Annotated in this window: 14 protein-coding genes; 11 read left to right on the forward strand and 3 right to left on the reverse strand. The window is 60.4% G+C overall.

The window, feature by feature from the left end:
- Positions 1-123 precede the first annotated feature (123 nt).
- On the reverse strand, positions 124-1,059 hold the full coding sequence (locus CAF65_RS26045) for a sensor domain-containing diguanylate cyclase (protein ID WP_085718861.1): 936 nt from the start codon (positions 1,057-1,059) through the stop codon (positions 124-126).
- 169 nt (positions 1,060-1,228) lie between these two features.
- On the opposite strand from CAF65_RS26045, the gene CAF65_RS26050 reads away from it, so the two are divergent.
- The 3 genes from CAF65_RS26050 (at position 1,229) to CAF65_RS28550 (ending at position 2,457) form a co-directional block, all read left to right on the forward strand.
- Positions 1,229-1,927, forward strand: a complete 699-nt coding sequence (locus CAF65_RS26050; RefSeq protein WP_085718862.1) for an AzlC family ABC transporter permease — start codon at positions 1,229-1,231, stop codon at positions 1,925-1,927.
- Positions 1,927-2,238, forward strand: coding sequence for an AzlD domain-containing protein (locus CAF65_RS26055; RefSeq protein ID WP_178076748.1), 312 nt, complete (start codon positions 1,927-1,929; stop codon positions 2,236-2,238). The genes CAF65_RS26050 and CAF65_RS26055 overlap by 1 nt, the downstream gene beginning before the upstream one ends.
- Before the next feature lie 66 nt (positions 2,239-2,304).
- Positions 2,305-2,457 (forward strand): hypothetical protein, encoded by a 153-nt coding sequence (locus tag CAF65_RS28550; protein WP_178076745.1) that lies wholly within the window; start codon positions 2,305-2,307, stop codon positions 2,455-2,457.
- Between the two features lie 96 nt (positions 2,458-2,553).
- Here the strand turns inward: CAF65_RS28550 and CAF65_RS26060 are convergent, their stop codons facing one another.
- On the reverse strand, positions 2,554-3,234 hold the full coding sequence (locus CAF65_RS26060) for an SOS response-associated peptidase family protein (RefSeq protein ID WP_085718863.1): 681 nt from the start codon (positions 3,232-3,234) through the stop codon (positions 2,554-2,556).
- A gap of 196 nt (positions 3,235-3,430) precedes the next feature.
- On the opposite strand from CAF65_RS26060, the gene CAF65_RS26065 reads away from it, so the two are divergent.
- Positions 3,431-4,330: a polysaccharide deacetylase family protein gene (locus tag CAF65_RS26065; protein WP_085718864.1), complete on the forward strand. Its 900-nt coding sequence runs from the start codon at positions 3,431-3,433 to the stop codon at positions 4,328-4,330.
- Between the two features lie 84 nt (positions 4,331-4,414).
- Here CAF65_RS26065 and CAF65_RS26070 read toward each other — a convergent pair whose 3' ends face one another.
- Complete coding sequence (locus CAF65_RS26070) at positions 4,415-5,302, reverse strand: LysR family transcriptional regulator (RefSeq protein WP_085718865.1); 888 nt, start codon at positions 5,300-5,302, stop codon at positions 4,415-4,417.
- A gap of 124 nt (positions 5,303-5,426) precedes the next feature.
- Here CAF65_RS26070 and CAF65_RS26075 point away from each other — a divergent pair, with 124 nt between their 5' ends.
- The 7 genes from CAF65_RS26075 to benC all read left to right on the forward strand — a co-directional run bounded on the left by CAF65_RS26075 (position 5,427) and on the right by benC (position 12,052).
- Positions 5,427-6,566: a muconate cycloisomerase family protein gene (locus CAF65_RS26075; protein ID WP_178076746.1), complete on the forward strand. Its 1,140-nt coding sequence runs from the start codon at positions 5,427-5,429 to the stop codon at positions 6,564-6,566.
- Positions 6,567-6,576: 10 nt separating this feature from the next.
- A complete protein-coding gene (catC, locus tag CAF65_RS26080) occupies positions 6,577-6,867 on the forward strand; it encodes a muconolactone Delta-isomerase (RefSeq protein ID WP_085718867.1) in 291 nt (96 codons plus the stop codon).
- Between the two features lie 55 nt (positions 6,868-6,922).
- Positions 6,923-7,852 (forward strand): catechol 1,2-dioxygenase, encoded by a 930-nt coding sequence (gene catA / locus CAF65_RS26085; RefSeq protein WP_085718868.1) that lies wholly within the window; start codon positions 6,923-6,925, stop codon positions 7,850-7,852.
- 216 nt (positions 7,853-8,068) lie between these two features.
- Positions 8,069-9,028, forward strand: a complete 960-nt coding sequence (locus CAF65_RS26090; protein WP_085718869.1) for an AraC family transcriptional regulator — start codon at positions 8,069-8,071, stop codon at positions 9,026-9,028.
- A 150-nt stretch (positions 9,029-9,178) separates the two neighbouring features.
- Positions 9,179-10,543 carry a benzoate 1,2-dioxygenase large subunit gene (gene benA / locus CAF65_RS26095; RefSeq protein ID WP_085718870.1) on the forward strand — a complete coding sequence of 455 codons (1,365 nt, stop codon included), beginning with the start codon at positions 9,179-9,181 and terminating at the stop codon, positions 10,541-10,543.
- Positions 10,540-11,028: a benzoate 1,2-dioxygenase small subunit gene (gene benB, locus CAF65_RS26100; RefSeq protein WP_085718871.1), complete on the forward strand. Its 489-nt coding sequence runs from the start codon at positions 10,540-10,542 to the stop codon at positions 11,026-11,028. Before benA ends, benB begins: the two co-directional genes overlap by 4 nt.
- Positions 11,029-11,038: 10 nt before the next feature.
- Positions 11,039-12,052, forward strand: coding sequence for a benzoate 1,2-dioxygenase electron transfer component BenC (gene benC / locus CAF65_RS26105; protein ID WP_085718872.1), 1,014 nt, complete (start codon positions 11,039-11,041; stop codon positions 12,050-12,052).
- The last annotated feature ends 10 nt before the right edge of the window (positions 12,053-12,062 follow it).

A 12,062-nucleotide genomic window follows, 5' to 3' on the forward strand; every position in this document is an offset into this window, starting at 1 on the left:
CGCAACGCAACCTTGCGCCTTGGCAATCAAGCCAAAGACGGAAAAGTTGAAGTTGAAGGTTGCGGACATACTTGCTTACACCCTGAGTGAGGCGCCCAGTTTTAAAAGCCGGCGCGCCGTTTGTCAATCACGAAAATCAGCGAACTCGGCGCGCATCCGACCCTTGTGCTTGGCCTTGTAGAGCAATTGATCGACCTGGTCGACGAATTCCAGCGCCGTGGCATGCACAGAAGCGGCGGTGGTGCCAACGCCCAGGCTGACGCTCAGCAGGTTCGACACGTTCGAGAACTCATGGGGGATCTGCTGCTGGCGAATCAGGTGCAGGCATTTGTGCGCCACCAGCCTGGCGGACTCGGCATCGCTTTGCGGGAGTAGCCAGACGAACTCTTCGCCGCCGATCCGGGCGATGAAGTCCCGTGGCCGGTTTGCCGCCAGGGACAGGGTTTGCGCGACGCGGCGCAGGCATTCGTCGCCCTTGATGTGGCCGTAATGGTCGTTGTACTGCTTGAAGTAATCGATATCCAGCACGATCACCGACAATGGCGAGCCCGTGCGCTGGGCATTGGTCCACTCGCGTTCCAGCACGGTGTCGAACATGCGTCGGTTGGCGATGCCGGTCAGGCCGTCCTGGAAGGAATACTCCTCGAGCTGCTTTTGCAGGCGAATCAGGTGTTCTTCGGTTTTCTTGCGCTCGCTGATATCGAACATGAAACCCACCAGCGCTTCGACTTCGCCGTCCTTGCGCACCACGTGCACCACATCGCGAATCCACACGTACTCGCCGCTGTCGGTCAGCGCCCGATAGTCGGCCTCGTGATCGAGACCGGCCCGCGATTGCGAGACGCAGAAGTCCATCACGTAGTCGCGGTCATCCGGGTGCATGCGTTCGACCCAGTCGTTGACCGAAGTCCAACTGTCCTGCTTCCAGCCCAGCAGTTCCTCGATCTGTGGCCCGATGTAGCTGAAAGTCATGGTTTTCCAGTCGATGCGCCAGGGAATCGCCCGGGTTGACTCAAGCAGGGTTTTATAAACGTCGCTGTCGGTTTCCGCTGAACTCATGAAGGACCTGTCTCGAGGAAAATGCAGCGCCATCATGTTGCTAGCACTTTGCCGAATCAAGCGGGCAGCCGATGAATGGCACGCAGTCGTATCAGTGAGCAAGATTGTTCAAGCCATTGGCCGCCATAGCTGGCAAAGTCTGGGGGTCTTTCCCTGACTGTAGAACGTCATGTCCAATTCAATGATGCCGCGCAGTGCTTTTCTGCGCGGCGCTGCGGCGATCATGCCGCTGTCCCTGGCCACCGCGCCCTGGGGCTTGCTGGCCGGTTCCATGGCCATCGAGGCCAACCTCACGCCTCTGCAAGGCCAGGGGCTGTCGAGCATTGTGTTTGCCGGAGCCGCGCAATTGGTGGCCATTGGCATGCTCAAGGGCGGAGCCGGGATCTTTTCGATTCTGCTCACCACGTTACTGCTGACCTCCCAGCATCTGCTTTACGGAATGAGCATGCGCTTGGTGATTTCTCCGTTACCGGGGCACTGGCGTGCAGGCTTGGGTTTTTTGCTCACCGATGAGTTGTTCGCCCTGACCAGCCAGCACGACAAGCAGCAATTCAACCGTTGGTACGCCTTGGGCGTGGGGCTGACGTTCTACATCGCCTGGAACCTGTTCACTCTGGCGGGCATCGTGCTCGGCAGCAGTATTCCGGGCCTCGAACACCTGGGCCTGGATTTCTCCATCGCGGCCACCTTCATTGCCCTGATCACCCCGGTGGTCCGCAACGTGCCGACGGTGGTGTGCGTGGCGGTATCGCTGTTCTGCTCGGTGCTGTTCAGCTACTGGCAATGGGGCTCGGCGCTGGTGCTCTCGGGGTTGGCGGGCATGACCGCCGGGTTTGTCTGCAATAAATTCTATGGTGGACGCACATGATGGTCTGGGCAGTGATTGTCGGAATGGGTGTGTTGGTGTTCCTCAACCGCTATGTTTTTCTGGAACCGCGACTGCCTGTACGTCTGAGCAGCAATGCCCGGCAATTCCTCGGGTTTGCCGTACCGGGCATGTTGACCGCCATCTGCGGGCCGATTGTGTTCATGCCGGAGAAACAGTTGAACCTGCAATGGGATAACCCGTATCTGATCAGCTCATTGGTCGCCGTTGGCCTGGTGCTCTACACCCGCAATACCTTGCTCAGCATGCTGTTGAGCATGGGCTTCTTCTTTTTGCTGCGCTGGTGGCTGTGAGCCGGTCGACGGAAACTGTTCTACGCTTAAAGTGGATGACCGATCCCTTCAGGAAGAGAGGTGAACATGGCCAATGACCCCAAGCGTCCGGACCTGGAAGAGGAAGAGGACGAGGACGAACCCACGGAAGAAGAGATAGAGCAACAGAAGCGTTCGGTACCGGACTGGAAGCATCCTGACGACGGCAAGGAACTGTCAGAGCCTGACCGCAAGTTCTGAGCGGCACGCGAATACAACAAGGCCCCGCCATTGAGTGGGGCTTTGTCATGTGACGTTGTGGAATTTCAGTTTGCACAACTGTCGTTATTGATCAGTTCATGGAACCTCTTTAATCAGCGCGGCGCCCTGGTTCCTGATATTGCCGATGGCCTTGTCGACCTTGTACCACTCAAATACGTTACTGGCCTCGCCCTGGGACAGCGCCATTTCCTCGGCTCGTTCCTTGGGTGTAGCCGGGTCCAGCCATTCCCGCGCCAGATCGGGCGAGAACACCACCGGGCGTCGGTCATGCACGTCAAGTATCCCGCCTGCGCTGTCGGCCGTCAGGATGACGAAGCCGTCGTGCTCCCTGTGAGGGGCTCCGCCGATGGGGTACTGGCCGATGGCCGCGCAAAAAACCGGTGCCCGGTTCCGTCGCCGAATCAGCCACGGTTGTTTGTCGCCGTCACCGGCGTCGACCCATTCGAACCAGTTATCAATCGGGCAGATCGCGCGATGGGGCCAGATCGCCCGGAAGTACGGGCCGTGGGCGACTTTATCGACCCGGGCATTGATCGGCGCCACGCGATCCGTCTCCCAGTGCGGGCGCCAACCCCAGCGCACGGCGTCGGCGTGCAGCCGCTCATTCTCCAGATGCAAGAGGGCGAGTTGCGTGGTGGACGCGGCGTTATAGTGCGCCAGGGGTTCGTTGCCGACGCGGTTGATCAGCGCGTAGGGGATGCTCAGCACCGCCACGAAGTCGTGGATTCCACGGTATTGCGACAGTCGTCCGCACATGGCCTGGCACTCTGGTTAAGCGTTTTTTTCAGTTTAGTCGGTGGCGACGAAACGGGCTGGCAAGCACTGGAACCAAACTCTGTGTACCTTATCCAACCTCGGCTCGCCGTCTCGATGCGGGCTGATGACGGATGAACGGGCGAAGGATTCTTGCCAGTTGAAGTATCGACCGTGATGGTCTGGCCCAAGGCAGAACATGAAACAGTTGTTCAAGTGTTTAACGGTGTGCGCCCTGGCAGTGGGTCTGCTGGGCTGTATCGCAGCACCGATAGAAATGACTCCGCAGACCGAACAGCGTTTGCGCGAGCAACCCCCCATCCGGTTTCTGCTGACTTTCGATGACGGCCCCAGCGCATCGAGCTGGTGGAATCCGACTATCACAGTGCTTGAGAGCCTGGCGCAAAACCCGCTGCAACCGGGCATCAAAGCCGTGTTCTTCGTGCAAACCCGCGCACCGCGAGCCGGCGGCAGTGAGTTGGGCCGGGACATCATGCGGCGCGAACACGCCGAAGGTCATGTTCTGGGCTTCCACACGGCGACGCCCTGGCACACCAACCATCGCTCGCTGGAGCCGCAAGAGCTGGAACAGGCCCTGACAGATGGCAGCGCCGACATCGCGGCGATCACCGGCGCCCGCCCAATCCTGCTGCGCCCGCCATTCTGGAACTATGACAAACGTACTTTCGCTGCCTATCAGCAGCATGGCCTGCATGTACTGCTGACGGACTTGAGCGCCAATGACGGCAAGATCTGGGGCTTCAACGCCAGCCCCCGACGCCGGTCGCACATGCTGCGCTCCATGTCTGAGGTACGCGAACGCATTGCCCGCGGCGAATTGCCGGTGGTCGATGGCGTGATTCCGGTGGTGGTGACCTTTCACGACCTCAACCGTTATACCGCCCGGCATACCCGTGAGTACCTGCAGATACTGCTCGACAGCGCCCGGGAGACCGGGGTGAAAACCGCGGACAAGCCATTCTACGAGGATCAGGCCGCGTTGCTGCGGGCCGCCATGGCGCGAACAGTACGCGACGCTTCACAGCCGGTCGAGTTGCCGGGGTTCTGGAATTGGATCTGGGGCGGGAACGCCCATTAGAAAACCTGCAGATGGGGCCGCTATGCAGCCCGGCGGGGCGGTGCGGCGATCCGACAAGCCCCCTCGCCACAGGTTTTCATTGCCTCAATTCGCCGGTGGCAGCAGTTCATCAATCATCCGCAAGCAATGGTTCAACCCCGGCGACACATCGCCCACCCGTCGGCTGAGAATGATCGGCGAGGTGGCGTTGTCTTCCAGCAGCGGGGTGAAGCCGATGTCGTCGCGGTGCAGCAACTGCACCGAGGCCGGCACCAACGTGACCCCGATTCCTGCCCCCACCAGACCGATCGCCGTTTGCAGCTCGTTGGTCCATTGCGCGACATGGATGCTCACGCCGTAGGACTCAAACAGGGCAATCACATGGTCGGCGTAACTCGGCCGTGGATTGCCGGGGTACAGCACAAAGGGTTCCCTTGCCAGTTCCCGCAGGCTGATGGGGCCTGCGAGCAACGGGTGCCCGGCGGGCAGGGCGGCGACCAGGCGGTCTTCAGTGAGCACGGTCTGGACGATGGCCGGGTCGTCGATACGGATTCGGCCGAAACCAATGTCGATGCGCCCGGCCTTCAATGCCTGCACCTGTTGCAGGGTGGTCATTTCCGACAGACCCAACTCCAGCTCCAGTGGCTCGCCACTGCGTAACCGTCGGATCAGTTCCGGCAGCACGCCATACAGTGTCGATGGCGCAAAGCCGATACCCAGCCAGGTTTTCTCACCCGAGCCGATACGCCGTGTGTTGTCGCAGACCTTGTTCAATTGTTCGAGCAGGGCGGTGGAGTGCTCATGGAAAAACCGTCCGGCGTCAGTCAACTTCAGCGGTCGGCCGCGCTCCAGCAGCATCACCCCCAATTCGTCCTCCAGTTGCTGGATCTGCCGGCTCAACGGCGGTTGGGCAATGTGCAGGCGCTCGGCGGCGCGAGTGAAGTTGAGGGTTTGAGCCAGCACCTGAAAGTAACGCAGGTGACGCAGTTCCATGGGGCCTCCGGATTTTCAATTGAATACCTTTAAGGTATCAAGCCAGACCAATTCTATATTGGCCGCCCGGAAAAAGCCGTATGAGAATCCGACTCAGAACTTCAAGAACCTGACGGGTATCGAAATGCTAGCAACCGCCATTGAGTCGATCGAGACGATCATCGTCGATCTGCCGACCATCCGCCCGCACAAGCTGGCGATGCACACCATGCAGAACCAGACCCTGGTGATCATTCGCGTGCGGTGCGCCGACGGCATCGAAGGCATTGGCGAATCCACCACCATCGGTGGCCTGGCCTACGGCAATGAAAGCCCGGACAGCATCAAGACCAACATCGATACGCACTTCGCACCGCTGTTGATCGGCCAGGACAGCGGCAACGTCAATGCCGCCATGTTGCGTCTGGAACGCAGCATCCGTGGCAACACCTTTGCCAAATCCGGTATCGAAACCGCGCTGCTCGACGCCCAGGGCAAACGCCTCGGCCTGCCGGTCAGCGAATTGCTCGGTGGCCGTGTTCGCGACTCGCTGCCCGTGGCCTGGACCCTGGCCAGCGGTGACACCGAAAAAGACATCGCCGAAGCGGAAAAAATGCTCGACCTGCGCCGCCATCGCATCTTCAAACTGAAGATCGGTGCCGGTGAGGTCAATCGCGACCTGGCCCATGTGATTGCCATCAAGAAAGCCCTGGGTGATCGCGCCAGCGTGCGGGTCGATGTCAACCAGGCGTGGGACGAAGCCGTCGCGATACGTGCCTGCCGAATCCTCGGCAGCAACGGAATCGACCTGATCGAGCAGCCGATCTCGCGCAACAACCGCGCCGGCATGGCCCGCCTGAACGCCATGAGCCCGGCGCCGATCATGGCCGACGAATCCATCGAAAGCGTGGAAGATGCGTTCAACCTGGCCCGCGAAGGCGCGGCTTCGGTGTTCGCCCTGAAAATCGCCAAGAACGGTGGCCCGCGCGCCGTGCTGCGTACAGCCTCTATCGCTGAAGCGGCCGGCATCGCCCTGTACGGCGGCACCATGCTTGAAGGCGGCCTGGGCACCATGGCTTCGGCCCATGCCTTTGTCACCCTGAACAAACTGGCGTGGGACACCGAGCTGTTCGGCCCGTTGCTGCTGACCGAAGACATTCTCAGCGAACCGTTGGTGTATCGCGATTTTGAACTGCACGTGCCGAAAGCGCCAGGCCTGGGCCTGAGCCTGGATGAAGAGCGCCTGGCGTTCTTCCGCCGCGACAAGACCATTCATCAAGCCTGAGGAGAGCATAATGCTGTTCCACGTAAAAATGACCGTGAACCTGCCGGTCGACATGAATCCTGAAGCGGCCACCAGGCTCAAGGCTGACGAAAAGGCCCTGGCCCAGCGCCTGCAAGAGCAGGGCAAGTGGCGCCACCTGTGGCGCATCGCCGGGCACTACGCCAACTACAGCGTGTTCGATGTCGACAGCGTTCAGGAACTGCATGACCTGCTGATGCAATTGCCACTGTTCCCGTACATGGCCATCGAAATCGACGCGATGTGCCGGCATCCTTCTTCCATCCGTGACGACGACCGCTGAGCCCCGCCTGTTCAGCGCGCTACGCTAATAATTACAAGATGAGGAACCTTTCAAAATGAACGTCAAGATTTCCCACACTGCCGAAGTCCAGAAATTTCTCGAAGAGGCCAGCGGCCTGCTCAATGACGCCGGCAACCCACGGACCAAGGCGCTGGTCTACCGCATCCTGCGTGATTCGGTGAACATCATCGAAGACCTGGCCGTGACCCCGGAAGAGTTCTGGAAAGCCGTCAACTACCTCAACGTGCTGGGTGCGCGCCAAGAGGCCGGGCTGGTGGTGGCCGGTCTTGGTCTGGAGCATTACCTTGATCTGCTGATGGACGCTGAAGATGAACAGGCCGGCAAGTCCGGCGGCACACCGCGTACCATCGAAGGCCCGCTGTACGTGGCGGGTGCGCCGCTGTCGCTCGGCGAAGCGCGCCTCGACGATGGAGTCGATCCGGGCGTGACCCTGTTCATGCAAGGCCGCGTGTTCAACACCGCTGGCGAACCCCTGGCCGGCGCCGTCGTCGACGTCTGGCACGCCAACACCGGTGGCACCTACTCGTACTTCGATACCACGCAATCGGAATTCAACTTGCGTCGCCGTATCGTGACCGACGCTGAAGGCCGCTATCGTTTGCGCAGCATCGTGCCGTCGGGCTACGGCTGCCCGCCGGACGGTCCGACCCAGCAACTGCTCGATCAACTGGGCCGTCATGGCCAGCGCCCGGCGCATGTGCACTTTTTCATTTCCGCGCCGGATCACCGCCACCTGACGACCCAGATCAACCTCGACGGCGATCAATACCTGCACGATGACTTTGCCTACGCCACCCGCGACGAGTTGATCGCCAAAATCACCTTCAGCGACGATCAGGCGCGTGCAGCGCAGTACGGTGTCAGCGGTCGTTTTGCGGAAATCGAGTTCGACTTCACCCTGCAGTCGTCCGCCCAGCCTGAAGAGCAGCAGCGCCACGAGCGGGTCCGTGCACTCGAGGACTGATTGTCCTGATTCCCTGTAGGAGCGAGCAGGCTCGCGATGGACATTAACGATGACGCTGGGTGCCTGATTCCCCGCGGCGTCCTCAAGTCCATCGCGAGCAGGCTCGCTCCTACAGGTTTCATTGTGAAGGCCCACAGGTCAGCCCACTGATACGCCGTAGCAAGTACTGCTTTAGAATGCCCCGACGCAACCGATAACAAAAACGAGAGTGACCCGATGATGCAAGCGCAACTGTTGAGTCAGCGCAGCACCGTATTCGACCACGCCGACCCCTACGCGGTGTCGGGCTACGTCAATCAGCATGTCGGTAATCATTGCATCCTGATGCCCCGGGCCGGGCGCCCGCTGGCCAGCCTCAATCATCGCAAGTTCGCCAGCCTCGACCTGTGCCGTATCAGCTACGGCGGCAGCGTTCGCGTCACCTCGGGCGCGCTGGAAAGCATCTATCACTTGCAAGTGTTGTTGCAGGGCAATTGCCTGTGGCGCGGTCACGGGCAGGAGCATTACTTCGCCCCCGGCGAGTTGCTGCTGATCAACCCCGACGATCCGGTCGACCTGACGTACTCGGACGACTGCGAAAAATTCATCCTCAAAGTCCCCACCTCATTGCTCGAATCTGTCTGCAACGAGCAGCGGTGGCGATATCCGGGGCAGGGCATACGGTTCCTGGAGAACCGTTATCAGCTCAATGAACTGGAAGGTTTCGTCAACCTGCTGGCGATGATTTGCCAGGAAGCCGAGGCCATCGAACAGATTCCCAGGGTGCAGGAGCATTACGCACAGATCATCACCAGCAAAATGCTGAGTCTGATGAAAACCAACGTCAGCCGTCTCGAACCCTGTTCCCAGGCCGCCACCTTCGAAGCCATTGCCGACTATATCGCGAGCAACCTCAAGCGGGACATCGACAGCGAGGAACTGGCGCGACAGGCGCACATGAGTTTGCGCTCTTTGTATGGCCTGTTCGAGCGCAATGCCGGCCTGACGCCGAAAAACTACCTGCGCCAGAAGCGTCTGGAACGCATCAATGCCTGCCTGAGCGACCCGACCTGCAACGTGCGCAACGTCACGGAGGTGGCGATGGACTACGGCTTCCTGCACCTGGGACGATTCTCCGACAGCTACCGCAAGCAGTTCGGCGAGTTGCCGTCGGATACCCTCAAGCGCCGGCATTGAGCAGAGCTTGCTCCCTCGCCACAGATTTAGCCTTTCTCATCCAATACCCTCTGCACAAAACGGATAAAGGTCTGCACCCCGCGGATATTCCAGTCTGATCCCCCGTCCTAGCATGGCCCTGCCTGAACAATAACAATGGAGGCGGCGGCCATGACCCTGCGACCCGAATATTTGCATTCCCTGCTTGAAGACGATCCCGAGCAGGGCCTCTATCGCTGCAAGCGCGAGATGTTCACCGATCCCCGGTTGTTCGATCTGGAGATGCAGCACATCTTCGAAGGCAACTGGCTGTATCTGGCCCATGAAAGCCAGATCCCCAACATCAACGATTTCTACACCACCACCATGGGGCGCCAGTCGATCTTCATCGCACGCAACAAGGACGGTGTACTGAACGCGTTCATCAATGCCTGCAGCCATCGCGGCGCAACCCTGTGCCGGCACAAGTCCGGCAACAAAAGCTCCTACACCTGCCCGTTCCACGGCTGGACGTTCAACAACTCCGGCAAGCTGCTCAAAGTCAAAGACCCGGCGAACGCCGGCTACCCGGCAAGCTTCAACTGCGAAGGCTCCCACGACCTGACCCGCGTGGCGCGTTTCGAGTCCTATCGCGGCTTCCTGTTCGGCAGCCTCAAGGCCGATGTGCTGCCGCTGGTCGAGCACCTTGGTGAGTCGGCGAAGATCATTGACATGATCGTCGACCAGTCCGCCGATGGCCTGGAAGTGCTGCGCGGCTCCTCGAGCTACATCTACGAAGGCAACTGGAAACTCACCGCCGAGAACGGCGCCGACGGCTACCACGTCAGCTCCGTGCACTGGAACTACGCGGCTACCCAGAACCAGCGCAAGCAGCGCGAAGCCGGTGACAGCAATCCGACCATGAGCGCCGGCAGTTGGGCCAAGCAGGGCGGCGGTTTCTATTCCTTCGACAAGGGCCACATGCTGCTGTGGACCCGTTGGGCCAACCCGGAAGACCGTCCGCTGTACGAACGTCGCGATGAGCTGGCCCGGGATTTCGGCAAGGCCCGCGCCGACTGGATGATCGAAAATTCACGCAACCTGTGCCTGTACCCCAACGTGTACCTGATGGACCAGTTCAGCTCGCAGATCCGCATCGCCCGGCCGATCTCGGTCAACCGCACGGAAATCACCATTTACTGCATCGCCCCCAAAGGTGAAAGCGACCACGCGCGGTCCAGCCGGATTCGTCAGTACGAAGATTTCTTCAACGTCAGCGGCATGGCCACGCCCGACGATCTGGAGGAGTTCCGTTCCTGCCAGACCAGCTACCAGGGCAGCGTCACCACCTGGAACGACATGTCCCGTGGTGCCGAGCACTGGATTGAAGGCGCCGACGAGGCGGCGAAAGAAATCGACCTGCACCCGCTGCTCAGCGGCGTACGCACCGAAGACGAGGGCCTGTTCGTGCTGCAACACAAGTACTGGCAGCAGACCATGCTCAAGGCCCTGGCGGCCGAGCAGTCGAAGTTGATCGCCGTGGAGGACGTGCAATGAGCATTTGCTTTGATACCGTGCGCGACTTTCTCTACCGCGAAGCGCGTTACCTCGATGACCGGCAGTGGGACGAGTGGCTGGAGCTTTACGCCCCGGACGCAACGTTCTGGATGCCGTCCTGGGACGACAATGACGAGTTGACCGAAGACCCGCAGCGGGAAATCTCGCTGATCTGGTACGGCAACCGCACCGGCCTGGAAGACCGCATCTTTCGTATCAAGACCGAGCGCTCCAGCGCCAGCGTGCCGGACACCCGTACGTCTCACAACATCAGCAACATCGAGCTGCTCGAACAGGCCGACGGCTTGTGCAAGGTGCGCTTCAACTGGCACACCCTGAGTTTTCGCTACAAGACCGTCGACAGCTACTTCGGCAGCAGTTTCTACACCCTCGACGTGCGCGGTGAAAGCCCGCAGATCTTGGCCAAGAAAGTGATCCTGAAGAACGACTACGTTCGCCAGGTCATCGATGTTTACCACTTGTGAGGCGGCCGTCATGACCCATTCCATCGCGTTCAACTTTGAAGACGGCGTCACCCGTTTCATCGACGCCAATGCCGGCGAAACCGTGGCCGACGCCGCGTACCGCCAAGGCATCAACATCCCGCTGGACTGCCGCGACGGCGCCTGCGGCACCTGCAAGTGTTTTGCCGAGGCTGGCCAATACGATCTGGGCGAGGAGTACATCGAAGACGCCCTCAGCCCCGAAGAGGCCGAGCAGGGTTTTGTCCTGACCTGCCAGATGCGCGCCCGGAGTGATTGCGTTGTGCGAGTGCCGACGTCCTCGGAAGTCTGCCGTACTCGCCAGGCCAGCTACGACGCGACCATCAGCGCCGTGCGTCAGTTGTCCGACAGCACCATTGCGCTGTCGATCAAGGGCGAGGCCCTGAGCAAACTGGCGTTCCTGCCGGGGCAATATGTGAATCTGGGGATTCCCGGCAGCGAGCAGACTCGTGCTTATTCATTCAGTTCGTTGCAGCGCGATGGTGAGGTCAGCTTCCTGATCCGCAACGTGCCGGGCGGCTTGATGAGCAGTTTCCTCACCGGCATGGCCAAGGCCGGCGACAGCATGCGCCTGGCCGGACCGTTGGGCAGTTTTTACCTGCGTGATATTCGTCGTCCATTGCTGCTGTTGGCCGGTGGCACCGGGCTGGCGCCGTTCACCGCGATGCTGGAGAAGATCGCCGAGCAGGGCAGCGATCATCCGCTGCATCTTATCTACGGCGTGACCCACGATTTCGATCTGGTGGAGCTCGACCGCCTTGAAGCCTTCGCGGCGCGCATCCCCAACTTCACCTTCAGTGCCTGCGTCGCCAGCCCCGAGAGCTTGCATCCGCTCAAGGGCTACGTGACCCAGCACATCGAGCCAAAGCATTTGAACGATGGCGACGTCGACGTCTACCTGTGCGGCCCGCCGCCGATGGTCGAGGCCGTCAGCCAGTACATTGGCGAGCAAGGCATCAAGCCTGCGAATTTCTACTACGAAAAATTTGCTGCCAGCGCGGCTTGAGTCCTGCGCA

The sequence above is a fragment of the Pseudomonas sp. B28(2017) genome (assembly GCF_002113025.1).
Classification (GTDB): Bacteria; Pseudomonadota; Gammaproteobacteria; order Pseudomonadales; family Pseudomonadaceae; genus Aquipseudomonas.